At 39.5% G+C, this 23,598-nt stretch carries 30 protein-coding genes; 3 read left to right on the top strand and 27 right to left on the bottom strand.

Features of this window, described 5'->3' with window-relative positions:
* Window positions 1-24: 24 nt before the first annotated feature.
* From T541_RS0109350 to T541_RS0109420, 14 genes are all read right to left on the bottom strand, one after another.
* Entirely contained in the window at window positions 25-204 is a 180-nt protein-coding gene (locus tag T541_RS0109350; protein ID WP_026652483.1) for a hypothetical protein, read from the bottom strand.
* 172 nt (window positions 205-376) lie between these two features.
* The gene (locus T541_RS19300; protein WP_034466650.1) at window positions 377-790 is read right to left on the bottom strand and encodes a hypothetical protein; all 414 of its coding nucleotides are present in this window, start codon (window positions 788-790) and stop codon (window positions 377-379) included.
* 468 nt (window positions 791-1,258) lie between these two features.
* A complete protein-coding gene (locus T541_RS0109365) occupies window positions 1,259-1,933 on the bottom strand; it encodes a DUF4417 domain-containing protein (protein ID WP_026652486.1) in 675 nt (224 codons plus the stop codon).
* Window positions 1,914-2,264 (bottom strand): hypothetical protein, encoded by a 351-nt coding sequence (locus T541_RS0109370; protein WP_026652487.1) that lies wholly within the window; start codon window positions 2,262-2,264, stop codon window positions 1,914-1,916. The genes T541_RS0109365 and T541_RS0109370 overlap by 20 nt, the downstream gene beginning before the upstream one ends.
* The gene (locus T541_RS0109375; protein ID WP_026652489.1) at window positions 2,264-2,749 is read right to left on the bottom strand and encodes an EndoU domain-containing protein; all 486 of its coding nucleotides are present in this window, start codon (window positions 2,747-2,749) and stop codon (window positions 2,264-2,266) included. Before T541_RS0109375 ends, T541_RS0109370 begins: the two co-directional genes overlap by 1 nt.
* Window positions 2,750-3,064: 315 nt before the next feature.
* Complete coding sequence (locus T541_RS0109380) at window positions 3,065-3,613, bottom strand: hypothetical protein (RefSeq protein ID WP_026652490.1); 549 nt, start codon at window positions 3,611-3,613, stop codon at window positions 3,065-3,067.
* Window positions 3,614-3,985 carry a helix-turn-helix domain-containing protein gene (locus T541_RS19305; RefSeq protein WP_029232844.1) on the bottom strand — a complete coding sequence of 124 codons (372 nt, stop codon included), beginning with the start codon at window positions 3,983-3,985 and terminating at the stop codon, window positions 3,614-3,616.
* A 425-nt stretch (window positions 3,986-4,410) separates the two neighbouring features.
* Window positions 4,411-4,914: a DUF6680 family protein gene (locus tag T541_RS0109390; protein WP_026652493.1), complete on the bottom strand. Its 504-nt coding sequence runs from the start codon at window positions 4,912-4,914 to the stop codon at window positions 4,411-4,413.
* 27 nt (window positions 4,915-4,941) lie between these two features.
* Window positions 4,942-6,312 carry an ATP-binding protein gene (locus T541_RS0109395; protein WP_026652494.1) on the bottom strand — a complete coding sequence of 457 codons (1,371 nt, stop codon included), beginning with the start codon at window positions 6,310-6,312 and terminating at the stop codon, window positions 4,942-4,944.
* A gap of 205 nt (window positions 6,313-6,517) precedes the next feature.
* Window positions 6,518-7,447, bottom strand: coding sequence for an acyltransferase family protein (locus tag T541_RS0109400; protein WP_026652495.1), 930 nt, complete (start codon window positions 7,445-7,447; stop codon window positions 6,518-6,520).
* A 113-nt stretch (window positions 7,448-7,560) separates the two neighbouring features.
* The gene (locus T541_RS0109405; RefSeq protein ID WP_026652497.1) at window positions 7,561-8,640 is read right to left on the bottom strand and encodes a plasmid recombination protein; all 1,080 of its coding nucleotides are present in this window, start codon (window positions 8,638-8,640) and stop codon (window positions 7,561-7,563) included.
* A gap of 207 nt (window positions 8,641-8,847) precedes the next feature.
* Window positions 8,848-9,081, bottom strand: a complete 234-nt coding sequence (locus tag T541_RS0109410) for a hypothetical protein (RefSeq protein ID WP_026506812.1) — start codon at window positions 9,079-9,081, stop codon at window positions 8,848-8,850.
* Window positions 9,082-9,188: 107 nt separating this feature from the next.
* Window positions 9,189-10,163 carry an AAA family ATPase gene (locus tag T541_RS0109415; protein ID WP_026506811.1) on the bottom strand — a complete coding sequence of 325 codons (975 nt, stop codon included), beginning with the start codon at window positions 10,161-10,163 and terminating at the stop codon, window positions 9,189-9,191.
* 129 nt (window positions 10,164-10,292) lie between these two features.
* Window positions 10,293-10,529 carry a hypothetical protein gene (locus T541_RS0109420; protein WP_026506810.1) on the bottom strand — a complete coding sequence of 79 codons (237 nt, stop codon included), beginning with the start codon at window positions 10,527-10,529 and terminating at the stop codon, window positions 10,293-10,295.
* 162 nt (window positions 10,530-10,691) lie between these two features.
* On the opposite strand from T541_RS0109420, the gene T541_RS19310 reads away from it, so the two are divergent.
* Window positions 10,692-11,216 carry a helix-turn-helix domain-containing protein gene (locus tag T541_RS19310; RefSeq protein ID WP_051226447.1) on the top strand — a complete coding sequence of 175 codons (525 nt, stop codon included), beginning with the start codon at window positions 10,692-10,694 and terminating at the stop codon, window positions 11,214-11,216.
* Window positions 11,217-11,270: 54 nt separating this feature from the next.
* Window positions 11,271-12,323, top strand: a complete 1,053-nt coding sequence (locus tag T541_RS0109430; protein WP_024865247.1) for a tyrosine-type recombinase/integrase — start codon at window positions 11,271-11,273, stop codon at window positions 12,321-12,323.
* Window positions 12,324-12,479: 156 nt separating this feature from the next.
* On the opposite strand, the gene rpsI is transcribed toward T541_RS0109430, so the two are convergent.
* The 6 genes from rpsI to T541_RS0109460 form a co-directional block, all read right to left on the bottom strand.
* The gene (gene rpsI, locus T541_RS0109435) at window positions 12,480-12,878 is read right to left on the bottom strand and encodes a 30S ribosomal protein S9 (RefSeq protein ID WP_026652498.1); all 399 of its coding nucleotides are present in this window, start codon (window positions 12,876-12,878) and stop codon (window positions 12,480-12,482) included.
* Window positions 12,879-12,905: 27 nt separating this feature from the next.
* Complete coding sequence (rplM, locus tag T541_RS0109440; RefSeq protein ID WP_026652499.1) at window positions 12,906-13,334, bottom strand: 50S ribosomal protein L13; 429 nt, start codon at window positions 13,332-13,334, stop codon at window positions 12,906-12,908.
* 237 nt (window positions 13,335-13,571) lie between these two features.
* A complete protein-coding gene (gene truA / locus T541_RS0109445) occupies window positions 13,572-14,342 on the bottom strand; it encodes a tRNA pseudouridine(38-40) synthase TruA (protein WP_026652500.1) in 771 nt (256 codons plus the stop codon).
* An 89-nt stretch (window positions 14,343-14,431) separates the two neighbouring features.
* Complete coding sequence (locus tag T541_RS0109450) at window positions 14,432-15,232, bottom strand: energy-coupling factor transporter transmembrane component T family protein (protein ID WP_026652502.1); 801 nt, start codon at window positions 15,230-15,232, stop codon at window positions 14,432-14,434.
* On the bottom strand, window positions 15,226-16,077 hold the full coding sequence (locus T541_RS0109455) for an energy-coupling factor transporter ATPase (protein WP_026652503.1): 852 nt from the start codon (window positions 16,075-16,077) through the stop codon (window positions 15,226-15,228). The genes T541_RS0109450 and T541_RS0109455 overlap by 7 nt, the downstream gene beginning before the upstream one ends.
* Before the next feature lie 33 nt (window positions 16,078-16,110).
* Window positions 16,111-16,971, bottom strand: coding sequence for an energy-coupling factor transporter ATPase (locus T541_RS0109460; protein ID WP_026652504.1), 861 nt, complete (start codon window positions 16,969-16,971; stop codon window positions 16,111-16,113).
* A 174-nt stretch (window positions 16,972-17,145) separates the two neighbouring features.
* Between T541_RS0109460 and T541_RS0109465 the strand changes: the two genes are divergently transcribed.
* Window positions 17,146-18,090 (top strand): M15 family metallopeptidase, encoded by a 945-nt coding sequence (locus T541_RS0109465; protein WP_026652507.1) that lies wholly within the window; start codon window positions 17,146-17,148, stop codon window positions 18,088-18,090.
* Between the two features lie 40 nt (window positions 18,091-18,130).
* Here the strand turns inward: T541_RS0109465 and T541_RS0109470 are convergent, their stop codons facing one another.
* The 7 genes from T541_RS0109470 to T541_RS0109500 all read right to left on the bottom strand — a co-directional run bounded on the left by T541_RS0109470 (window position 18,131) and on the right by T541_RS0109500 (window position 23,502).
* On the bottom strand, window positions 18,131-18,667 hold the full coding sequence (locus T541_RS0109470) for a bL17 family ribosomal protein (protein ID WP_026652508.1): 537 nt from the start codon (window positions 18,665-18,667) through the stop codon (window positions 18,131-18,133).
* 182 nt (window positions 18,668-18,849) lie between these two features.
* A complete protein-coding gene (locus T541_RS0109475; RefSeq protein ID WP_026652509.1) occupies window positions 18,850-19,809 on the bottom strand; it encodes a DNA-directed RNA polymerase subunit alpha in 960 nt (319 codons plus the stop codon).
* A gap of 97 nt (window positions 19,810-19,906) precedes the next feature.
* Window positions 19,907-20,500, bottom strand: coding sequence for a 30S ribosomal protein S4 (rpsD, locus tag T541_RS0109480; RefSeq protein WP_026652510.1), 594 nt, complete (start codon window positions 20,498-20,500; stop codon window positions 19,907-19,909).
* Between the two features lie 176 nt (window positions 20,501-20,676).
* Window positions 20,677-21,084 carry a 30S ribosomal protein S11 gene (rpsK, locus tag T541_RS0109485; protein ID WP_026652511.1) on the bottom strand — a complete coding sequence of 136 codons (408 nt, stop codon included), beginning with the start codon at window positions 21,082-21,084 and terminating at the stop codon, window positions 20,677-20,679.
* Between the two features lie 99 nt (window positions 21,085-21,183).
* Complete coding sequence (gene rpsM, locus T541_RS0109490; RefSeq protein WP_026652512.1) at window positions 21,184-21,552, bottom strand: 30S ribosomal protein S13; 369 nt, start codon at window positions 21,550-21,552, stop codon at window positions 21,184-21,186.
* A 193-nt stretch (window positions 21,553-21,745) separates the two neighbouring features.
* On the bottom strand, window positions 21,746-21,859 hold the full coding sequence (gene rpmJ, locus T541_RS0109495) for a 50S ribosomal protein L36 (RefSeq protein WP_013280022.1): 114 nt from the start codon (window positions 21,857-21,859) through the stop codon (window positions 21,746-21,748).
* 263 nt (window positions 21,860-22,122) lie between these two features.
* Window positions 22,123-23,502 (bottom strand): uracil-xanthine permease family protein, encoded by a 1,380-nt coding sequence (locus T541_RS0109500; RefSeq protein ID WP_026652513.1) that lies wholly within the window; start codon window positions 23,500-23,502, stop codon window positions 22,123-22,125.
* Window positions 23,503-23,598 lie beyond the last annotated feature (96 nt).

The raw sequence follows: 23,598 nt of genomic DNA on the forward strand, positions 1-23,598 counted from the left end.
ACTATAGTAAACTTTTTCATCTACTTAAAAAAGATTCCTTTCAACAACTTCTTTTTGCCTTCTTTGTAGTAAAAAATCTCCTACCATCTCATAGAAATCTCTTTCTTCTTCAGTTTCACTTTCAAGAACAAGCTGTAAAGTGTCCTTAGGATTTAATTTGGCTATTTCTTTGTAGATATCACTATATTTTTTTACATCACACATAGACTTACCTCGTAAATCAATACAATAATTTAAAAAAGAGAGTTCACGCATGAACTCTCCGGGCTATGGGCATCTCAAGATTCCATGCCTTCATATTTGCCCTTTTTAGCCGTTTATCCCTTCAGACGATAAATTGCACCCTTGACCGGATAAACCGTCCAAAATGAAGCCGTCACGCTTCAATCTTATGGGATTTATTGATTGTCATTCTCATGTCGTGCATTTTCTCACAAAGAATAATCCTGGATCCGGTCACATCGTTGATGAATCCCTTCTTCAATCGAATGAAATATCCTTCACCCTTCGTGAAGTTGAAGTCTTCAATCATATCTTGGTATTTTTTGCCGACTTGCCACGAATCAAGCATTGCCCTTTGTTCGTCTGAAAATCCCTGACGTTTCTTTGCTATCCTGGAAGAACCGGAAACCATATCGTCCAAGACAAGCAACGAAAGATATTCATTCACAGACACGTTCATTTCTGAAGCTGCCTTCTTGATTGTGTCCTTCAATCCCTTTTGGAAGGTGAAATTGATTCTTTCATAGTGTTCCTTTGCGTGTTGGTTCTTGTATTCCGTCCTTGTCATATCTTGCACCCTTCGTTGTTATCAAATTGGAAAACTTGATAACACCCTTGATAATGATTCTTACTTCATTTTATCCGTTGCACCCTTGAAGCCTTGAAAAGCCTTTATTTTCGGTGCTTTACGGCTATTATAACAAAGTCTTGCACAAGACACAACCTTTTCCGATTGCCGTTTGTTCCATATTTGTTCCATATTTGTGCATTATTCAATTCACAAGATAAGTTTATTTGTCCTAAAGATAACTTTTGAATTTTACTAAAAAAACTTGTGAATAAGCAATAAAAAAGACCTTGGAATTATCTTCCAAGGTCTTAAAAGACAAGTTTTTATTATCTCTTTGAGAACTATTAATGAAGTGAAAGTGCCGTATTTTAGGCATTTGTATGGCGAGTTGCTGTTTACCTGCTGCGTACGGTAGAAGGCTCAGGGCTACTATATGCGGCTGGTGGCAACTCACCCTTATGATAATCATTTTTGTTTCATACGTGTAGTCCAATCATGGTATTGTATGAACCTCGTCTTATCATAAAGTCCACAAAATATCTTATCAGGCATAAATCCATAAACAAGAACAACTTCTGGCTCAAGTTCCCTCAGCATTTCTTCTAGACCTTCTCTAAAATACCTTTTGGATTCAGCTGATCTGATTTGGCCATATGTTCCAATAGAAACAATACTATGCTTATCTACACCCTTAAACGCAACCTTTTCTCCGAGAAAATCCGCTTTATAAGTTCTTTCATCTCCCCACCGAATGTTAGGAACAACATATATTCCTTGTTGGCTTAAATAGTATCCTACTGCCCTATTCAAGTAAATATCTGCAATCTGGACACATAATGGAGCATCAATATAAAGCGAACAATCTGGCGTAATAATTCCTGGAAACCTTTTTAGATCATCGACATATTCTTCAGTGTTCGTTAGAATCTCACGAAAGTTGATATCATGCTCATAAAAGCAAACAAAATCGCTTTTATCCTGGCTCCGTTCTCTTAACGAGAACGGAACCATACCCTTAGGTATAATGATTTTGCTTGGTGCATCGATATGTGGAATTTCATACTTTCCGTCGAAAAATGCAGTTTCAACCAAAGAGACTCTAAATCCTTCATCAACTAGATTAGTTACCGCCTTTCCCATGTTCTGCCTCCCATCTAAGAATTGCTTCAGCACTCTCAATGCTTCCAGCAATGTTGTATTTGGAGCATTCCTCAGGGAACTTTGTCATAAGATTTTTATAACACTGAACGAGTTCTTGGCTAGGCACCAATTCCACAATATCATCTAATACCTCGCTTATCCAAGAATACTCTTCGGCTGTACAATCATTTTTTAAAAACTCAATTGTTGAAGGAATATCTTTAGTAAGAAGCTCTACTTCTTGCTTCCAACATTGTTCTACGCCATAATCCCATTCATCATCTGTCTCTTCTCGCTGTTTTATAATCTCTCTAAACTTGATAACATCCATCACTTTTTGCTTCCTTTCTTGGTCGGTTGCTTTGCATCAGGAAATATCGTCCCTATCTGTCCATGAGTCTTTATCACACCAACTCTAACACCCTTCCACATTCCATAAATTCGCTTTCCATCTTGAACATGACGATTTGCTTTGAGATTAACTACATGTTCGCCAGCATGCTTTATATCTTTGCTTGTCCAAGATTTAGGAAACCAGGATTGATTCATTCCAGACTGTTTCATTTTTTCTTTATGATTCGGAATATATCCAACGCGAACTCCATTTGGATACGTCTTTACAACATGATATTCTATTCCATACTTATCAAGTTCATTCATTCCAGCTAGTCCGTGCCCACCACGCTTAAGCCTTATCTTATTATTTTTTGATGCCTTTGTATAATCTCCTTCATTAGAATGAACCACTGCATACTGACTAGCTTGTCCTCTTGCTCCATGCGTATTTAAGGTTCTTCCTGATTTAGTTGTACCCATAGCCGTTCCCTCCTGTCATAGTCGACAGACAAGGAACTAAAACAATTACTTTTTCCATTTTCTCCTCATCTTTCTGTCAAGAATCATACTTGACCAAACAATAAAGAATTTTCAGTTACATTTTTATTGCTCTCTAAGAAAGATTGAAGTAGAATAGTATATACCGATTATGAAAGATTCTACTGAGTCTTTCTTCGAGAGAACGTATAACTGCGCCAACAGTTATGCGTTTTTTCTTTATCTACGTAAAGCCTCTTATCATTTTCGCCTCCTTTCTCTGAATGAAAAACATGATGTATTAAGCTTTTTCATTTATCAATGTTTTTTCTTATCAGCTCTATCCAATTTTCTCCTATTTGCAGCAAAAGCTTGTGAAACATGGTACTTATCTACAATTTGCTTAGGCTTCATTCCCTTACTTTCTTCATATGGTATCATAACCTCCGCGCATAATGCCTTGGCCTGCCATTCAACACTGCAATATGCAGGTACTTCATTATCCTCAAAGCTTCTGTTATAAAGAGGTGTAAATCCTATTTCAAATAAGAAAACATGGCAAATTTCGTGACATATAAAGCCAAGAAACGCTCCAATACCTTTTTTGTATGCTCCCCAGTACACTGTCTCTTTTATCTCGATTGTAAATCCGCCTTTATCATTTGGAGTACATCTTGCCATTGTTTGTGGAGCAAGTTTCTTATCTTCAACAATCTCATAATCACAGTCCTCAAAAACATCTCTTAACTTATCAAGTGCCTCCAAGACAGGAAATGGTCCTGAAAGAGGAACATCAAACAATTCTCTAAAATACACTGCAAATCTTCGTAAATCTTTTCTACTAGTTGGTTTTGTTTCGTAATCCATTTACTTTGATGTATCCTCCTTTTTGCTTAATAATTCCAGTATTTTAATTGCCGTATCATCATCCATCTCGTCAAATGCTCTAGCAAATGCTAACACTGCTTTTCTCTGTGCATTCCCTGCCTTTTTTGAATCAATTTTATATTGCGCCCTTGATTCTTCTATAGCCTCTTCTAATTCTGCTCTTTCTTTTGATGAGAGATGATAGTGTTCAACCAATTTTGCTACCCACTCAGCAGGTACATTTTTCCTTCCATTTTCTACTGCTGAAATAAACGGCAATGAAGCTCCAAGTATTTCAGCCATATCGCCCATTACTTCATGATGCTTGATTCTTAACACACGTACAAATTCACCATATTTTGTATATGACATGATACAAGCTCCTTTCTTTATATCAATTATCGTATCACTGAATTATATTAAATTCAAGCAATATATTTAACCATTTTTAGGTTAACTACAGATTATAAAAACACCCCAGGACAATTGTCCTGAGGTGTAATAAGTCGTATATGATTGTCCAAAGACGTAATACGTTGTGAAACGATTATCTCTTTGAGAACTTTTTCACTGCCTTAAGTGCCTTGTTTTGGTCATTTGTAAGGCGAGTTGCTGTTTACCTGCTGCGTACGGTAGAAAGCTCAGGACTACTGTATGCGGCCGGTGGCAACAAATCTACCTTCTAAATACACCGTACGTTGTCATAATTATCTGTTCACAAGAACTAATTTCTGAAATTTACATAGTTAAATATTTTCACTTTATACCACAATACCTCAATCTCATTTTGTCCTCTCCTATTTTTGACTTTCATTTTCATTTTTCATCTGCTGAAAATATATACTAGCAGCGTTCATTATATCTAACTGTGCACTTTGGTATTGCTGCTGTTGAATAATATTATCCGATAACCCTTTGGGAATATATGGTTTCTGTATAGTCTCCCAGGTGACTTTTTCTTTATATCCCAATGATTTCGCCATAACATCAAGGAGTTTATCCCCTTCCGTTTTAATCTTTGAAAGCTCCATTTCATTTGGATTCTCTACACACAATCTATCATAATAAATCTTCCACTGATTTAATACAGATTGATCATCACTAAAAACAACCTCAATAATGTTCAATGCCTTAACACTTTCTGTAGACCAGCCCAAGCCTCTACTTATCATTAGTGTTTTAAAAATCTCCATCTTATCAGAGCGCTTCTTTCTCCTGTCTTGTAAAATCTGGCCAACAACTACTGCAACAACCGGGGAAACTATTATTGCAATTATATTAATTATGTCTATTGTTCGCATATGCCACTCCTCATTTCAAAGTATTTATCATTTTAAAATCCATGTTCCCTGCTTCTTAGATCCTAATCTTTCAATAACATCATCTTCTATCAGTTGCTTCATTAGCATCTGTATTGATCTTCGTGACTTTCCCATAACGTCAGCCAACTCCGTTTGTGTTATGGTTGGATTCTCCTGAAGCAGGAGTAATAAATAGTCCCTATCTGATAAAGCACCACTTTGCGCTTTAACTTGCGCTTTATTTTGCGCTTTATCATAAGCATAATTCAAATTCCATAAAGTAAGAAAGAAATTGTAACCATCAGTATAAAACTCAGGTTTTAAACTATCTGTATACCTTTCTTCAGATTCATATGCATCAAGAATCTTCTTAAACCCGCTTCCTCTTCTCTCCATTAAACGTAAGCGTCCAAATACATCCGCCAGTATTGGATTTCTAAGCTTAGAAGGGACATGTCTCAAGTCAAGTAATTGCACTTCCGAACCATCATACATTCCCCCAGGGTTGGTAATAACCATTCGATCATCATAAATATCAATCTGGCTATGTGCTCCTGTCTGTAGGTAGCTTCTATGAATAAGCGCATTAACTAACCCTTCTTCTACAGCTCGTTCAGGATAATCCGGCAATTCTATCCTTTGATCTTTGTCCTTTCTCCATCCTTTTTTTGAATTTTTTCTCACGAAATCCATTGCATTATCAAATAGAGATAATACACTACCAGTAATTTCCTGGTCATCTAAAGCATCTTGAACAGATCCAGCTTTATCTAGTCCATTCCATCTAGTACAAAAAATTCTTGAATGCTGAATATTCCATTGATCAGCAAATAAAACACCAGCATTTGTCATTTGCCCATCTTCCTGCATCAATCTAAAACTAATAAGGTCTTCATCAAAATCATGATTACCGGGCATTACATTTAGATATCTTTTCTTAAATGCTTCAAATGTCAACTTATCACGAGGTATATCAGAAATCATAGCATCATATGATGTTCCTGTGCTTTTTATAATAAATTCTGTAAGTTCGAATCCAGTAATCTCCTTTTTTACACTTCCTGTTCGATAATAATATCTGCCATGAAGGTTCAACGGTAATCTTGATTTCTTTACCTCTACCTGAATATATTTCTTTTTATCTTTTGACTTAAGATTCACATCACAAGTAATCCCAAAAGCAGCAGTAATCTTATTGGGAATATCCTCTAATAGTTTCTTTTGAACTTTTGAATCTAGGCCAATAACGTTCCCGTTATCATCAACTCCTATATATAACGTCCCACCCTGAGCATTGGCATAGCCACAAATCCATTCCAAATACTTATCCTGCCATGACTCTTTCCATTCAATCACCTGGTTTTCATCATCTTCAATTATCTTATCTATGTCTCGCATATACCTGTCCTTAGTTTTTTATTTTACAATATCATAATTGCGCTTTAACTTCAATCGTAAAGCGCAATTGTCAATATCATTATTGCGCTTTACTAACCAAATACCTAACAACATAAAAAACCTAACAAAAACACCCCATGGCAGTTGGCCTGAGGTGTAATAAGTCATAAATGGTTATTCCCATATCGAATACGCATATTCTACACTATTTTATAATCATCTTTGAAATTGCTGGTTTAAGCAAAACATCATTGATATAATACAGAATAACTGTTGATATCACAGTAATGACTATAAATAAACCTATTATCAATGGCTGTGAATAATCTGTATTAAAAACAGAAAGTGCATAGCTATGGCACAAATATATTTCATATGACATTTTTCCAACAGCAATGAAAGGAATCATTTTTGTTTTAGATAAATTTAGTACATATTCAATGATTAACCAAGCCGCTGATGTCTTTGTTATTAAATCCAAGCTCTCCATAAGATAATCTACATATAAAGAGTTCCTTATAATCGGTAGCTGTTTTATAAAAAGCGCTCCTAAAGAAATAATTACTAAAACTACAACTTTATAAAATGCTCTCTCTTTTTTCGTTGAAATAAACTGACTAAGATATATTCCCGCAACAAAAGTAAGTGTTTGCTCAAATCTAATCGAACTTGTAAAGAAAAATAACACTCCATAACCTAATGCTACAGATATGAACAAAATATGCTCTTTCTTAGCATTTATCTTCTTTATGAGCCAAAACGTCACATACCATAACAATAAATAATTAAGGTACCATCCATTAGGATTTTGTGGACTTATCAATAATAAATCCTTTATCATACCAACAATACTAATATTTCCTCTAAGTGGAATCGTAACCATCTCTACAATTGCGTTTGCCAAGAAAACAGATAGCACTCTTTTCTTCCAAAAATCTTTTAATCCATTTTTCTTATAGGATTCATTCAGCCCATATCCAGAAATAACAAGGAACACTGCTACTCCTATTCCCCCCAACGGTGTGAAATACCTATTGTAATGATTGACCACATGGCACAAAACAACCATCGTTATTGCAATGCCTCTTAATATGGTCGATTTTTCTCTACTTAATATTTCCATCCCATCATTCATGTTTATAGAAAACTCCTTTCGAACACTAATTATATTTCATGAGTCCTATACTATCAATTCTTATATACAGAAAACAAGGGCGTTTTCACGCCCCTGCTCTATCTTCGGGAGATTTATCTCTCCATCCCAAGATCTGTTCTGTGTGTTTTTGGAACTTGCTGTTCATTGTGCTGATCAGCTTTAACCTTAGCTTTTCTAAGCTGTTCCAGGATGCTTGTTCTAGCCTTTTCAGCTACCTCAGGCTTCTTGGTCTTATCCCACCATTCCTTGAATGTTCTGAAGGCTTTCGAGACTAGTTTTCCCAGTGTGGTCTTAGGATTTTCGAGTGTTGCGTATCTCATGAATTCCTTTTTCATTTCTGTATTTACCACTGAGTCCACATATTGGTTAACTGTGCTTTCAATGTCCTCCTTCATTTCTTTAGCCGTTCCGTCCAGAGCTTCAATCTGTGTCTCCTTCTCCTGGCACTTATCTTCCAGCTTTTCATATTCTTGCTGCTTTAGCCTTAAGTAGAATTCTTTTGAGAAGTCGCTATTCCTTCCTTTTTCCTTTGGCTTTAAGGTTTCATCTCCAAAGATCTCCGGGTGGTCTATCATCTGATGCTCTACAAAATCGTGTATTAGATCTTGTATTTTTTCTAGTCTCTCCTGATCAAACACTTTTGTTTTTGCCACCTGTTTGCTTAGTCCTCGTTTGTATCCTGTTGCTACCGGAACTCCTACTACGTGCATATGAGGTGAATCCTCATCCAAGTGTGTTACCGCCGATGCGATTTTGAATTCCGGAACTATCTCTTTTACATATTCAAGCTGATCTCTCAAGAGTGGCTTCATTGCATTCCACTGCTCTCTCGTCTTATCTGCCCAGAATTCCTTATCCCCTACTTGGAGAATTACCTCCGTAGCCACATCACTCTTTTTACTTTCGGATACATACTCCAGATAGTCAGGAATCTGTCTGTCACTTCTTTTACCTTTGTTGTATTCCGCAAGTACCTCAGAGAATTCCCTTTCATAAATCTCTTTTACATCATCGAGAACATTTACTTCACTCCCGACTTCCACTTCGATCATTTCTTCGTTATACTCTTCGCTTTGAAATAATCGAAGATTGTGTTTGCTCACCGAAACCACATCTCGCGTTTTAGTGAGCGAATGCTTCTTACATGAAATGTGAAATGTCACTGTTATCATAAACAAACTCCTTTCGTAATATTTTTTTGCCGCCGGCAGGCCCCTCGGAGAGCCCCCGGATAATGATGTGTAATGTCATTATCCATAGGGGGTTACCCATAACGACACGTTATGGGGAAGCTCGCTCCGCTCGCCTGCCAAACCATTCATTCCTTGGCTGATTATTACCGGAGCGTGTCACGCTCCCGTTCAAACCATCAAGGGAAATCACCATCTAAAATCCCTGTGCATTCCCACCATATCGAGGTAGTCCTGACGAGCTTTTTCCCTCTCCTCTTCTGTGGGTGCTGTCTTGAACTTTGAATAGATTTCATGCCTCACTAGTTTTTCCATCTTGTCTTCAAGTTCTTTTTTGATCAGATTAGTATCTTCGTCAAACTCAAAGACCAGTAATCGTACCAGCCTTATAAATAATTCTTGTGATATCTGTACGTTTTTCATTCGTCCCTTTCTTCTAGTCCGCAACAATGCAGTGTCTTTATCTTTTTACAACCTTGCAATCTTAAGAGTGTAACTTCAGATACCTTACATTGTTGCGGTCTTGATTATCATTCGTTCTCTTTCAATATCCAGTACCAGGTATTGTTGATTCTCCTGGCTTTTATCCCAAGTTCATTTTTGGCTATCTCCAGAGTTCTTTTTGATATATCCTCTTCTTTAGCCAGTTCTACTGCCTCGTTACTTGGGATCATATTATGGTCTTCAGCCAATTCTCGCAGAAGAGCTATCGCCTTTTCCTGCTTATTCGCTTTCGGTGCAATTCCTCCGAGAACTTCGTCTGCGGTTATTTCATAATCTCCAATCCACTCGAATCCCTTTTCTGATAATCTGAAAGCCTTTGAATGTCCAAATGCTGCTAAGTTGTTCTTTATTTGGACTATTGCCCTTAGTTCCGGTTCTCCTTCTATCCTTCCTACCAGCAGGACACTTCTTGCTACTGCGTAGAAGTCAATTGATCCCATCCCTCGATAAGCTGCCTTGTTTCCGGAAGCTTTGTTCATGTGTCCGATTAGGATGATTGCACATTTATACTTCTCCGCCAGAGCTCCCAGCTTCTTAGTCATATCTCTTGCTTCGTTAGCTCTATTCATATCCATTCCGCCTCCGAGATATGCCTGTAGTGGATCCATAATCAAAAGTTTTGCTCCAGTCCTTATGATTGCCTGTTCAACTCTCTCATCTACCATTGATAGCGATTTATCACTCTCATCTATCACATGGATTTTGGAGCAGTCAGCCCCGGCACCTTCAAGTCTTGGCTTTACCGTATCAGCCAGTCCGTCTTCTGCTGTCTGATATATGATGTTTATTGGTTCCTCACTCTGCAGACCTGTATCTAACGAAATTCCTTTTGATAACTTCGCTGCTGCATTTAGTACAAAAGTTGTTTTTCCATCCCCGGGATCTCCCTGAATGATGGTAAGCTTTCCATATGGTATAAACGGATACCATAGCCAGGAAACTTCTTCAGCTTCTACATCTGACATCTGGATAAGCTTTAATTCTGGTTTGCTTGTTTCCATTTAGATTCCTCCAATCTTACTTTTTTGTTGAACTTGGCCGGAACCCTTGCTATACTTTATTTAATCGAATTCACAAAAGCTCCGGCTTTTCATTTACTCTCTTGTTACCAGCAAGAGAGTTTTTTCTTTTTAGACTGCTTCTGGACTAAAGTATCCAATCTCTTCCCACACCTTTCTATCTGGACAATAGTAGTTGTATTCACTGGAATTCTCTTTCTTCATGGCATATCCAAATTTGAATATTCCCTGTTGGATTCCAATTCTTACAAACTGCGCATCTTTGTGCATTGCCTCAGCGACCTCGGCTATAGGAACATTTCTACCGGTAAATCTTGGTAGTTCTACATATAACTTTTTGTCTTCCATACTTTTCACCTCCTCCCTTTTAAAGTACGAATTATCAGTTCGTATTTTGATAATACGTCTTAGTAGTTCATTTGTCAACACAAAATATGTATTTTAAATTCGTATTACGTTCTTGCAATTCGTATTGCTACATGTTACAATTCACACAAGGAGGTCAGTACAATGAACAATGGATCTGATATTGGAAATAGAATTAAGCAGGCCCGAAAAGCTCAGCACCTCAGTCAGACTGAGTTGGCTAACAGGCTAGGCAAAACTATGCGTACCGTACAGAAATATGAAAGCGGTGAAATAGAACCTTCAATAGGTATACTGAATGAGATTGCAAATATTCTTAATATCTCCCCGGCAGAACTTATTGGATATCAGAAGAAGAACATCACTTTAGATACTCTCTCAGATGTCCTCTATGTTCTAAACGAATTAAATAAAAAAGCAGGTCTTCACTTCAATATAGACGTAAATCGCCCGCCCAAAACTGAAGAGTGGAGCTGTAGCCTTAAATTCATGGGAAACGATGAAATAGCAGAAAACAACGCAGATCTCTGCCTTTTTCTGGAAAGATACGCAGATGAACGAGAAAGCCTTGAACAAGGCCTATCAAATGAAGATAGATTTAATCACTGGTTTGAAACAGAACTAGCATACTACGCAAATGTTGCATTGCCCGATAAGAAAGGTGATTAAGGGACTATCCCCTTTTTCATAAATTACCTGAGCATCAAAGGAGGTCGATATTATTTGAAATTACCAAACGGATATGGAAGTGTTATGAAAATGTCCGGGAAACGCAGAAAGCCCTATATGGTAAGAGTAACCACCGGATGGACCATTGATCCGGAAAAAGGTACCAAAAAGCAGACGTACAATGTCATAGGATATGCTGAAACCAAGCAGGAAGGCTTGCAAATGCTATCAGATTATCATCAGAATCCATTTGATACAAAAGCAGCCAAAATGACATTCACAGACGTATATAATGCCTGGTCTGAAGCAAAGTATCCTACCATCTCAAAATCCAACGTGCATGGGTATACAGCCTCATATAACGTATGTGGCACCCTTTACAATAAAACTTTTAGAGATATAAGGCTGGCAGAGCTTCAGAATGTCATTGATACCTGCGGAAAAAATTATCCTACACTTCGTAAGATCAAAGTCCTTTTCAATCAGCTTTACGATTACGCCCTTAAGAACGATATCTGTAACAAGGACTATTCCGAATTTGTAGATATCCTCAAGTATAAGGACAAAAATCCAAATAAGGTTGAAAGAGATATCTTTTCAAAAGCTGAGATTGACAGGCTATGGGAACTCAAGGATGATCCGTTCTACCAGACAGTACTTATGCTGATTTACAACGGCTGTAGAATATCTGAACTACTGGATTTGGAAAAGAAAAATGTTCATCTTGAAGAACAGTATTTCGATGTGATACTAAGCAAGACTGAAAATGGTATCAGAAAGGTTCCTATAGCAGATAAGGTTCTACCATTCTACAAAGCCTGGTATGAATCCTCTGACTGTGAATACCTTCTTCACACAGATGACAACAAAAAATTCACCTACAGGAACTATAAAGACAGCTACTGGACACCACTAATAGAAAACCTTGGTATGGAGCACAATCCTCATGATACTAGGCACACCTGCATATCAATGCTGGCGGAAGCTCATGTGGATCCTACAATGATAAAGAAAATCGTAGGACACTCCGGAGCAATGTCTCTGACAGAGAAAGTGTACACACACCTTGATATCCAGTCTCTGGTAGAAGCAATTAACAAAATCTAAGGCTTGAGAATTTTGCTGTCTACCTGCTGTTTACTCGCTGTTTACGGTACAAAATTTTCTGCGTTTCACCACAACTGAATACAATTATAGATAAAAGAAAAACCCCAGAAACACTGAGTTTCTGAGGTTTGTAAATTCTTTTTGAATCTCGAAAGATTATCTCTTTGAGAACTGTGGAGCACGACGAGCTTTCTTTAAGCCGTACTTCTTTCTTTCCTTCATACGAGGGTCTCTTGTAAGGTATCCAGCCTTCTTAAGTGTAGGTCTGTATTCATCTGAATCAGCCTGAAGAAGAGCTCTTGAAATACCGTGTCTGATAGCACCAGCCTGACCTGTTGTGCCGCCGCCTCTTACTGTTACTACTACGTCGAACTTATCTGCTGTCTCTGTAGCAACGAGTGGCTGTCTAACGATAACCTTGAGTGTCTCAAGTCCGAAATACTCATCGATAGATCTCTTGTTGATTGTAATATTTCCATTTCCGGATACGAGGTAAACTCTAGCGATTGACTTCTTTCTTCTACCTGTTCCGTAGTAATTAGCTGACTTTGCCATTTTATTATTCTCCTTCATCTATCCTAATTAGAATGTTAACACTTCAGGCTTCTGAGCTGCATGTGGATGCTCAGCTCCTGCGTATACATGAAGTTTTGTGTACATCTCTCTACCAAGAGATCCCTTTGGAAGCATTCCCTTTACAGCATGCTCGATTACTCTCTCAGGCTTATCATTGAGCATCTGACGAAGTGAGAACTCCTTGTGATGTCCAACGTAATCTGTGTGGTGCCAATACATCTTCTGATCAAGCTTCTTACCAGAAACCTTAATCTTCTCAGCATTGATAACGATTACATAATCTCCTGTATCAATGTTTGGTGTGTAAATTGGCTTGTTCTTTCCTCTAAGTACGTTTGCAACATTTGAAGCAAGACGACCAAGTGTCATATCTGTAGCATCAACTACATACCACTTCTTCTCTACTGTAGTTGCACTAGGCATAAATGTTTTCATTATGTTTCCTCCATAATCATTAAAACGATTACTTAATTTGTTACTTAGCAGGAACCCTTCACCTGATTCCAGCTGATATATATGATGTACATATTGAAGCTTACCGGGACATCAATATGACATTTTCTAGATCATGTGACAACGGTAATAAGTCATTAAAATGACTTTTGTCACACAGTAAAATATTATATGTCTATCTCACAGTTTTTGTCAATATATTTTGGTGTTTTTTCACAGTTAATTAATTACTGGAATTCCATCAAGAAATTCATACTTTATAAGGAAAAGTCCCTGAGGCGGAGCTGTTGGTCCGGCGGCACATCTGTCGCACTTTTCCAGCATTTCTTTTACGTCGGAAGGCTCGCCCTTTCCTCTTCCAATCTGAACAAGGGTTCCAGCGATGATCCTCACCATATTGTACAAAAAGCCATTGCCTGTAACTCTGATAATCACCAGATCCCCATGTCTTGTGACTTCTATGTCCTTAATCGTCCTGACATGAGACAATGCCTGGGATTCCACATTGCAAAAGCTGGTAAAGTCGTGTTCTCCTACAAGATAGCGAGCTGCCTCCTGCATCTTATTCTCATCTAAAGGCATTCCAAAGTGATAGGTATAGAAACGCTTTGTAGGATCTGGCATCTGGGTATTCAGGACGCGATATTCATAGGTCTTTTCCGTATCACAATGTCTTGGGTGAAAAGAACTATCTACTTCCATGGACTCTTTGATACATATATCCTGTGGAAGAATCCTGTTAAGGGCAAAGGAGAACTTATCTCCGGGAATCGATGACTGAGTATCAAAAACCGCTACATTTCCGTAGGCGTGAACTCCGGTATCTGTTCTGCTGGCGCCAATCACCTGGACTTCCTCACCTGTAAGACCATGAATTGCCCTGTTAAGCATAGCTTCTATGGTGTTAGGGGTGCTCTTTTGAAGTGCCCATCCGTTATATGCAGTTCCGTCATAGGATACGACCAGCATTATCCTGCGTGTTTCTTTCATCAATTACTACTCCATAAACAATATATAACCGTCAAATGGTTGAATTATCCCAGCATAATGGCATACAAACAGCTCAAACGCTTGATAAATCAGAATAAAATCGTCAGCACCACCATGGCCACCAGATAGAGTACAAGAATCAGATAGGCAATTCCATCTCTCTTCTTGTAGATCAAAGGCTTCATCTTGGTTCTGCCATCGCCACCTCTGTAGCATCTTGATTCCATGGCCATTGCCAGATCATTAGCTCTTCTAAAAGCTGAAATAAACAGTGGCACAAGAAGTGGTACCAGGTTCTTAGCTCTTTGTATCAGGTTGCCACTTTCAAAGTCGGCGTCCCTTGCCATCTGGGCCTTCATTATCTTATCCGTCTCCTCCATGAGTATTGGAATGAATCTAAGGGCGATGGACATCATCATTGCTATCTCGTGAACTGGGACTCTTAATACTTTAAGAGGTCCGAGAACGCTTTCAAGTCCGTCAGTAAGCTGGTTAGGCGTTGTTGTAAGTGTCATCAGTGAAGATCCAATGATCAGGAAAATAAGTCTGAACACCATCTTAACTGTGATTCTAATGCCTTCGTCAGTTATCTTGATGAATCCCACCTTAACAAGCTCGTTACCTGGTGTCAAAAACAGGTTAAATACCACCGTAATAAAGAGCAAAAAGAAAATTGCCTTCATACCTCTTAAAATGAATTTAAGGGGCACATTGGACAGCTTAATGGCCATTCCAAGAAAAAGAGCTGCCAACGCATACCCAAAAACGTTATCCGCCACAAAAAGAGATATGATGAACATGAAAGTAGACACAAGCTTAACTCTTGGGTCCAGCCTGTGAATCACTGATTCTGTCCTATAATATTGTCCAATAGTTATATCTCTTAGCATTTCTTAAAGACCTTCAATATCTCATTCTTGGCTTCTTCTAGGGTTGTAGCTTCTGAATCCACATCAAAGCCAGCTGCGGCCAGTTCTTTCATAACATAGGTCACCTGAGGCGCAGCAAGGCCGATTTCCTCAAGTTCCTTGTAATATCTAAATACGTTTCTGGGCTCGTCGTCATAGGCGACTCTGCCCTTATTCATAACTATTATTCTCTGTACATAATCAGCCACATCGTCCATGCTGTGGCTTACAAGTATGATGGTTATGCCCATTTCTTCGTGGAGTCTTGCCACCAGGTTAAGGATGTCCTCTCTTCCCTTAGGATCAAGGCCCGCAGTGGGCTCATCCAGGATAAGCACTTCTGGTTTCATGGCCAAAACTCCGGCAATAGCGACTCTTCTCTTTTGTCCTCCGGACAGATCAAATGGAGACTGATAAAAGTACTCATCGTCAAATCCCACCATTTTAAGGGCTTCGTAGGCTCTTAGCTCCACCTCTTTTTCCGGAAGTCCAAGATTCTTAGGGCCAAAGCACACGTCCTTAAAGCAATCCGTCTCAAAGAGCTGATGCTCAGGGTACTGGAAAACCAGACCTACCTTAGCGCGTAATTTCTTTTTATCATAGCCCTCTCCGTTGATGTCCTCGCCATCAAAGAGTACGTATCCGCTTGTTGGCTTAACAAGGCCGTTGAAATGCTGGATAAGGGTAGACTTGCCAGATCCAGTGTGACCAATCAGTCCTACAAACTGGCCATTTGGAATCTCCAGTGACACGTCAATCAAGGCAGGGTGCGCCATTGCAGTGTCTTCATCATATATGTAATTAACATGACTCAATGCTATAGACATGTTATTTCCTCACAAATTCGTTGTATTCGATACTTACTTTCCGTTTCTATCTCTTAACCTGATAAGCTCCTGAACCAGCTCTTCTCTTGAAAGAACTACCTCTGGAAGGTCGAGACCACTCTTTTTAAGCTCATGGGCAAGGAGTGTGACCTGTGGAACTCCAAGTTTTAGCTCTTTTAACCTATCCACCTGTGCAAAGATCTCACGGGGTGTACCCTGCATCTCGATGTGACCCTTGTCCATAACAAAGACCTTATCAGCGTAGATAACCTCTTCCATGTAATGGGTAATAAGGATGACCGTGATGCCTTCCACAGAATTAAGGGCTCTGGCAGCTCTTATGACGTCCTTTCGTCCGTTAGGATCCAGCATGGCTGTGGGTTCGTCCATGATGATGCATTTAGGATGCATGGCGATGACGCCTGCGATGGACACTCTCTGCTTCTGACCTCCTGAGAGGTGATTAGGAGAAGATTTCCTAAATGACAGCATGTTAACGGCCTTAAGGCTCTCCTCTACTCTTTCCCAGATTTCTTCTGTAGGAACCCCCATATTCTCTGGGCCAAATCCCACGTCCTCTTCAACGACCTGGCCTATGATCTGGTTGTCAGGGTTCTGGAAGATCATTCCAGCCTCCTGCCTTATATCCCAAAGATGGTCATCATCCTCAGTGTTCATGCCGTCTACATACACTTCGCCCTCAGTTGGGTATAAAAGGGCATTAAAATGCTTGGCTAGGGTAGATTTACCGGAGCCATTATGTCCAAGGATCGCAATGAACTGGCCAGGCTTAACATCAAGATCCACCTCATCGATGGCCCTTGTGATGCCTTCCACGTTGCCTTCCTCATCGCGCCTTATATATTCAAAAACAAGGTTTTCTGTACGAATCATATATTTGTCTCTTTTTCCTTCTGCTTCAACCCCTTATTTTACATGAGTTACCACTTAATTACAAGGTTCTAAGCCGCCGGCCACTAGCTTTTTGGCTCAGTATTTTAGCACTTTTGCAATGGCATGTATCAGGGCAAATATGATAGAATCAATATTGGTGAGGTGAGATACGGTATGAACAAGAAGTTGTTAAAAGATATAGCTCTTTTACTAGGGGTAATTGTGGTATTTGCAGTGGCCGCCAGGTACGTGGCCCGGGGCGAGACTCTTGAAGATTATGCTAAAAGAAATCCCTCCGCACTGGGAGATAGCGCGGCGGCGTCAGGAAGTGGTTCGGAAAGCTCGGTTCTTGGTTCTTCAGATTACGGAAGCTTAGCAAGCTCTGGTACAGATATTTCCGCTAGTAGCAGTTCAGATGGTAATGATGGTGCTTCAAATGGTGCAGATACCAGTTCTGCTGATTCATCTGCAGATAGTAGTTCTTCTAATACATCTACAAATCCCGTAGACAACGCTTTAGAAAGCAGGATCACATATATGGATGGATTTTACTACGAGCCCATTCCGGATTTTGTCAAAGAGAAGATTATGGGCGTTTCCTATAAAGAAAATGACAACGTCTCGTTAGATGATCTCAGATATTGCGTGATGCTTTATGTGGACTTTAATGGAGAAACCCAGACTGGCGAGATGATCTGCAACAAGTCGATTGCGCAGGATGTCTTAGAGATATTTTATGAGCTGTATCAAAACGGTTATCAGATACAGGGTATTAAGCTGATTGACGAGTTTGGTGGCGATGATCACGCTTCTATGCTGGCCAACAACACTTCCTGTTTTAACTATAGAGAGGTGGATGGAACAACAAGGCTTTCCAATCACGCTTATGGCCTTGCAATTGATCTTAATCCTTTCTATAACCCTTATGTAACCTATGGAAAGGACGGTTCTGTCAACATTTCTCCTGAAGGTAGCGAGGGCTATGCAGACAGAAATGCTGAGTTCCCTTATAAGATTGATGAAAATGATCTGGCGTATAAGTTATTCATTGCTCACGGCTTTAAATGGGGCGGTAACTGGAATAGTTGTAAAGATTATCAGCACTTCGAGAAGAAATAAAAAAGGATACGGCATTTGCCGTATCCTTTAAATTTAGCTATTAAACAAGCTCAAGTACAACCATCATAGCTGCATCGCCCTTACGCTGGCCGATCTTGATCATACGAGTGTAACCACCCTTACGATCTGCGTACTTTGGTCCGTACTCATCGAATAACTTAGCTACAAGATCAACTTCCTTAGTATTTCTCTTTCTTCCAGCCTTCTCTGTTGGAACCTCTGTTACAGGGTAAAGAGTTCTAAGAAGCTGTCTTCTTGCATGCATTCTTGAAGGAAGATCCTTCTTGATTTCCTTCTTAACAGTTGTATACTTAGTAACCTTCTTACCGTCTACAACTTCCTTTACTCTCTTGCCATCCTTGTCCTTCTCAGGAACCTTAGCATCAACAGTAATTGTCTCGAAGTTATCCTTTTCCTTAGCAGCAAGTGTGATCATAGGCTCTACGATCTTCTTAACTTCCTTAGCTCTAGCCTCTGTAGTAATGATCTTACCATTGTAAAGAAGTGCTGTTACCTGGTTACGAAGAAGTGCTCTTCTAGGTTTTGTAGCTTTTCCAAGCTTTCTGTACATTGCCATAATTAAATTTCCTTTCTCATCTGCAGGATTCCTCCTGCTGTGGTGCATCACGAAATGCCCTTTGGACTTATTTTCATGATGTTGTTTAAAACAATATCTTAGTTACCATGAGAATCCGCTTCAGCACACTTTGGATTTATCTTCTGCGGAAATCATATCGTAAATCCTTGTATCAACAATGATTACTGCTCGCTATCCTGACGAAGTGAAAGTCCAAGCTCATCGAGCTTAGCAAGTACTTCTTCAAGGGACTTACGTCCAAGGTTACGAACCTTCATCATATCATCTGAGGTCTTGTTAGCAAGCTCCTCAACTGTGTTGATACCAGCTCTCTTAAGGCAGTTGAATGAACGAACTGAAAGCTCAAGCTCATCAATTGACATCTCGAGAACTTTGCCCTTCTCATCATCTTCCTTCTCTACCATAACTTCTGCAGTCTTAGCATTTTCAGAAAGATCAATGAATAGGCTTAAATGCTCACTAAGCACCTTAGCAGCAAGGCTTACAGCCTCGTCTGGAGCAAGTGTGCCATCTGTGTGAACATCAAGTGTAAGCTTATCAAAATCTGTTACCTGACCTACACGAGTATTCTCAACAGTTACGTTAACTCTCTCTACAGGAGTGTAGATAGAATCGATAGCGATTACTCCGATTGGAAGATCGCCTGTCTTATTCTTATCAGAGCTTACGTAACCTCTTCCCTTAGTGATAGTAAGCTCCATGTAAAGCTTAGCATCCTTTCCGGAAAGTGTAGCGATAACCTGATCAGGATTCATGATCTCAATGTCCTGGTCAACCTGAATATCAGATGCTCTAACAACGCCTTCGCCGCTGTACTCAATGTAAGCTGTCTTTGGCTCGTTAGTATCAGAAGAATTCTTAATTGAAAGATTCTTGATATTCATGATGATCTCAGTTACGTCTTCCTTAACTCCAGGAATAGAACTGAACTCATGCAGTACGCCTTCGATCTTAACCTGGCTTACTGCTGCTCCAGGTAATGATGAGAGCATAATCCTACGAAGGGAATTGCCCAGTGTAATACCGTAACCTCTCTCGAGAGGCTCTACTACGAATTTACCATACTTTTTATCATCTGAGATTTCAGCAACTTCAATATTTGGTCTTTCAAAATCAAACACTGATATACCCTCCTTATGTGGTTTGTTAACAAGTTATACTTCAATGATATATGAATTACGGGGCCAAAACAACCTCGTAATCCACATCATTATTTTATTACTTAGAATACAACTCGACGATAAGCATTTCGTCAACAGGTACGTCGATTGCTTCTCTTGAAGGAAGCTCCTTGATTGTACCCTGGAGATTGTCCTTGTTAACATCAATCCACTCAGGAACAAGTCTGCCTGCTGTGATTTCTGTAATGTCCTTAAATCTCTGAATGTTCTTAGCTGCCTCTTTAACTTCGATTACGTCGCCAGCCTTTACAAGGTATGAAGGAATGTTGATTGCCTTACCGTTAACTGTGATGAACTTGTGAAGAACAACCTGTCTAGCTTCTCTTCTTGTTCTAGCAAGACCCATTCTGAATACTACGTTGTCAAGTCTTGACTCAAGGATAGTCATAAGGTTTGCACCAGTCATACCCTTCATTCTATCTGCGCGCTCATAGTAATTTCTGAAAGGCTTCTCAAGAACGCCATAGATGAACTTAGCCTTCTGCTTCTCGCGGAGCTGAAGTCCATACTCACTCATTTTCTTACCAGCTCTAGCTGATGTTCTCTTGGACTTCTTGTCATATCCAAGGAATGTTGGATCCAAATCAAGTGATCTGCATCTCTTTAATACGGGAACTCTGTTTACTGCCATTTTTGGCTCCTTTCTTTTTCTCAGAACAACTATCCATTATTCTGATGTTGTTTACAATGTTGCCAGATTACTGGCATTTGCACCTTCGTCCAACGAGTCTTAAATATACATATATATGCACATGTAACTACATTGATAGAATAATACGATAGTGCGGTTAACTCCGCGACTAACGATTAAACTCTACGACGCTTAGGTGGGCGGCATCCGTTATGTGGTACAGGTGTTACGTCTGTGATAGATGTAACTGTAAGACCGCTTGCAGCAAGAGCTCTGATTGCAGCTTCTCTTCCTGATCCTGGTCCCTTAACGAATACATCAACAGTCTTAAGGCCGTGTACTAAAGCAGCCTTTGTTGCTGTCTCTGCAGCTACCTGTGCAGCATAAGGAGTAGATTTCCTTGAACCTTTAAATCCAAGACCGCCAGCACTTGCCCAGCTAAGAGCATTACCTGCAGCATCTGTCAATGTAACGATTGTGTTATTGAAAGATGACTGGATATGTGCCTGTCCGTGTTCAACGTTTTTCTTGACACGCTTCTTTGCAGCAGACTTCTTTGCTGCAGCTGATTTCTGATTTGCCATTTTAAACTAACCTACTTTCTTCCTATAAATACTTGTTATAATGTTACTTTCGAACCTGCCATGCACAAGTTCAAATGGTCCAATAGCCTTTGGAAAGAATTATTTCTTCTTATTAGCGATTGTTCTCTTTGGTCCTTTTCTTGTTCTTGCATTTGTTTTAGTTCTCTGACCACGGCAAGGAAGTCCTCTTCTGTGACGAACGCCTCTGAAACATCCGATCTCAGTGAGTCTCTTGATGTTCATAGCAACTTCTCTTCTAAGGTCACCCTCTACATCGTAGTCGTTACCGATGATCTCGGCAATTCTCTTTACTTCTTCGTCTGTAAGATCACGAACACGTGTGTCCGGATTTACTTTTGCTGCTTCAAGAATCTTGTTTGAGCTTGTTCTACCGATACCGTAGATATATGTCAAACCGATCTCTACTCGCTTATCTCTAGGTAAATCTACACCTGCAATACGAGCCATTTTAATTCCTCCATTTACAAATAATGATAATAATTACTGAGAAGCTTTACTCCTCTTGCTCCGGCTTAATGTTGCCAAAGCTGTTACTTGTTTGATTGGGGTCAAATTCATTGTTGCGACCCAATCGGACAAAGTATAATCCGATCTTTCCAATACACATTGGTATCAAAAAGTAATCCGAAAACGGCTCGAATTATCCCTGTCTCTGTTTGTGCTTAGGATTGTCACAGATTACTCTGATAACGCCCTTTCTCTTGATAACCTTGCACTTTTCGCACATAGGCTTAACAGAAGACCTAACTTTCATTGTTTCTCCTTTCCTGCATGGTAAACAGAATAATGCCTAAAGAAGGGCATAATATCCCCTCTTCTAAAAAGACCATTTGATATCATAACACAATGAAAATCAATAATCAAGCCATTTTTTGAAATAATTTATGTTTTTTCATATATTTTTGTTTGGTGAAATTTGGTCAAGAAAAGCAATAAGGAAATAGCTCTTTTAACAAATAGAAAAGCCCTGGCAGCTATGCACTGCCAAGGCTGTATCTGTCTGTAAAAAGAGCTATATCACTCCTCTTCGATGTTGTTAAAGCTTACACCACGGTTGATGTCGCCCTTATGGTTAACACCGAAGTCATAGTCATTACCTGGAAGTATCGCATTAAGTAAGATACCGATAATAGCTGCGATTGCAAGAGATGTAAGGTGAATAACTGTTGAACCGATTGTGATTGAGATTCCATCAGGAATACCAAGTCCTGAAACAAGAATCATAGCAGCGATGATGAGGTTTCTTGACTTTGTGAAGTCTACCTTGTTCTCAACTACGTTTCTAACACCGATTGCAGAGATCATACCATAAAGGATGAAGCTGATTCCGCCGATGATAGCTGTTGGCATTGTTCCGATGATGTCTGTGAGCTTAGGAACAAAGCTGATAACGATGGCGTAAACTGCTGCGATTCTTACAACCTTTGGATCATAAACCTTAGAAAGCTCAAGAACGCCTGTATTCTCGCCGTATGTTGTGTTTGCAGGGCCGCCGAACATTCCGGCTACTGCTGTTGCAAGACCATCACCAAAGAGTGTTCTGTGAAGACCTGGATCTTCGATGAAATTGTTCTGTGTAGTAGCTGAGATAGCTGAAATATCACCAACATGCTCCATCATTGTTGCAAGGGCGATAGGTGCCATTACAAGGATTGCTGTGATATCGAATTTAGCGAAGACAAACTTAGGTACTCCAACCCAGCTTGCTGCAGCAATAGGTGCGAAGTCGATGATTGCTGATCCATCTGCATTAGTCATTCCTGCAAACTGCATTCCAAGTGCAACGATGTAGGAAATAACAACACCAAGAAGGATAGGAATGATCTTGATCATGCCTTTACCCCAGATATTGGCAACAACTACAACTAAAAGAGCTATAAGTGCAAGAGGAACATTAACCTTGATGTTATCAATAGCACTTGGTGCCAGTGAAAGACCGATACACATGATGATAGGTCCTGTAACTACTGGTGGAAGGAAGCGCATAACTCTTTTAACTCCCACAAGTTTGATGAATACTGCAAGGATCAGGTACATGAGACCAGCAACAACGATACCACCGCATGCGTACTGGAACTTCTCACCATAGTCCATGTTGGCGTACTTACCTGCACTAAGACCTGCAACAGTAGCAAAACCACCTAAAAATGCGAATGATGAACCTAAAAACGCTGGAACTTTACCTTTGGAAATCAAATGAAATAAAAGAGTGCCGATGCCGGCGAAGAAAAGAGTTACCTGGACTGAAATGCCTTGTCCATTAAAGTTTTTACTAACAAGAATTGGAACTAAGATTGTCGCTCCGAACATAGCGAACATGTGCTGAAGACCTAAAATCAGCATCTTGGGCTTCCCTAGTGTGGAAGCATCATAAATAGCCTGCTTTTTCTCTCCCATTTTTCCCTCCAACAAGAATATGAACAATATTTTTTCCTTGGATAGTATAACATAAGTTTCACACAAATAAACCCAAAATTTCTACTATTTTTGACC

Origin of the sequence: Butyrivibrio proteoclasticus P6B7 (genome assembly GCF_000622085.1) — a bacterium.
GTDB classification, from domain to species: domain Bacteria; phylum Bacillota; class Clostridia; order Lachnospirales; family Lachnospiraceae; genus Butyrivibrio; species Butyrivibrio proteoclasticus_A.

What these genes read in the sequence shown, in the direction of transcription:
- rplM (WP_026652499.1), bottom strand. Translation starts at nt 13,334, where the DNA reads ATGAAAACATTTATGCCTAGTGCAACTACAGTAGAGAAGAAGTGGTAT.
- T541_RS0109370 (WP_026652487.1), bottom strand. Translation starts at nt 2,264, where the DNA reads ATGGATGTTATCAAGTTTAGAGAGATTATAAAACAGCGAGAAGAGACA.
- T541_RS0109400 (WP_026652495.1), bottom strand. Translation starts at nt 7,447, where the DNA reads ATGAATGATGGGATGGAAATATTAAGTAGAGAAAAATCGACCATATTA.
- T541_RS0109470 (WP_026652508.1), bottom strand. Translation starts at nt 18,667, where the DNA reads ATGGCAATGTACAGAAAGCTTGGAAAAGCTACAAAACCTAGAAGAGCA.
- T541_RS0109405 (WP_026652497.1), bottom strand. Translation starts at nt 8,640, where the DNA reads ATGATAACAGTGACATTTCACATTTCATGTAAGAAGCATTCGCTCACT.
- T541_RS0109350 (WP_026652483.1), bottom strand. Translation starts at nt 204, where the DNA reads ATGTGTGATGTAAAAAAATATAGTGATATCTACAAAGAAATAGCCAAA.
- T541_RS0109365 (WP_026652486.1), bottom strand. Translation starts at nt 1,933, where the DNA reads ATGGGAAAGGCGGTAACTAATCTAGTTGATGAAGGATTTAGAGTCTCT.
- T541_RS19310 (WP_051226447.1), top strand. Translation starts at nt 10,692, where the DNA reads ATGAACAATGGATCTGATATTGGAAATAGAATTAAGCAGGCCCGAAAA.
- truA (WP_026652500.1), bottom strand. Translation starts at nt 14,342, where the DNA reads ATGAAAGAAACACGCAGGATAATGCTGGTCGTATCCTATGACGGAACT.
- T541_RS0109415 (WP_026506811.1), bottom strand. Translation starts at nt 10,163, where the DNA reads ATGGAAACAAGCAAACCAGAATTAAAGCTTATCCAGATGTCAGATGTA.
- T541_RS0109380 (WP_026652490.1), bottom strand. Translation starts at nt 3,613, where the DNA reads ATGGATTACGAAACAAAACCAACTAGTAGAAAAGATTTACGAAGATTT.
- T541_RS0109500 (WP_026652513.1), bottom strand. Translation starts at nt 23,502, where the DNA reads ATGGGAGAGAAAAAGCAGGCTATTTATGATGCTTCCACACTAGGGAAG.
- T541_RS19305 (WP_029232844.1), bottom strand. Translation starts at nt 3,985, where the DNA reads ATGTCATATACAAAATATGGTGAATTTGTACGTGTGTTAAGAATCAAG.
- rpsK (WP_026652511.1), bottom strand. Translation starts at nt 21,084, where the DNA reads ATGGCAAATCAGAAATCAGCTGCAGCAAAGAAGTCTGCTGCAAAGAAG.
- rpmJ (WP_013280022.1), bottom strand. Translation starts at nt 21,859, where the DNA reads ATGAAAGTTAGGTCTTCTGTTAAGCCTATGTGCGAAAAGTGCAAGGTT.
- T541_RS0109410 (WP_026506812.1), bottom strand. Translation starts at nt 9,081, where the DNA reads ATGAAAAACGTACAGATATCACAAGAATTATTTATAAGGCTGGTACGA.
- rpsI (WP_026652498.1), bottom strand. Translation starts at nt 12,878, where the DNA reads ATGGCAAAGTCAGCTAATTACTACGGAACAGGTAGAAGAAAGAAGTCA.
- T541_RS0109455 (WP_026652503.1), bottom strand. Translation starts at nt 16,077, where the DNA reads ATGTCTATAGCATTGAGTCATGTTAATTACATATATGATGAAGACACT.
- rpsM (WP_026652512.1), bottom strand. Translation starts at nt 21,552, where the DNA reads ATGGCTCGTATTGCAGGTGTAGATTTACCTAGAGATAAGCGAGTAGAG.
- rpsD (WP_026652510.1), bottom strand. Translation starts at nt 20,500, where the DNA reads ATGGCAGTAAACAGAGTTCCCGTATTAAAGAGATGCAGATCACTTGAT.
- T541_RS0109465 (WP_026652507.1), top strand. Translation starts at nt 17,146, where the DNA reads ATGAACAAGAAGTTGTTAAAAGATATAGCTCTTTTACTAGGGGTAATT.
- T541_RS0109460 (WP_026652504.1), bottom strand. Translation starts at nt 16,971, where the DNA reads ATGATTCGTACAGAAAACCTTGTTTTTGAATATATAAGGCGCGATGAG.
- T541_RS0109420 (WP_026506810.1), bottom strand. Translation starts at nt 10,529, where the DNA reads ATGGAAGACAAAAAGTTATATGTAGAACTACCAAGATTTACCGGTAGA.
- T541_RS0109390 (WP_026652493.1), bottom strand. Translation starts at nt 4,914, where the DNA reads ATGCGAACAATAGACATAATTAATATAATTGCAATAATAGTTTCCCCG.
- T541_RS0109375 (WP_026652489.1), bottom strand. Translation starts at nt 2,749, where the DNA reads ATGGGTACAACTAAATCAGGAAGAACCTTAAATACGCATGGAGCAAGA.
- T541_RS0109395 (WP_026652494.1), bottom strand. Translation starts at nt 6,312, where the DNA reads ATGCGAGACATAGATAAGATAATTGAAGATGATGAAAACCAGGTGATT.
- T541_RS19300 (WP_034466650.1), bottom strand. Translation starts at nt 790, where the DNA reads ATGACAAGGACGGAATACAAGAACCAACACGCAAAGGAACACTATGAA.
- T541_RS0109450 (WP_026652502.1), bottom strand. Translation starts at nt 15,232, where the DNA reads ATGCTAAGAGATATAACTATTGGACAATATTATAGGACAGAATCAGTG.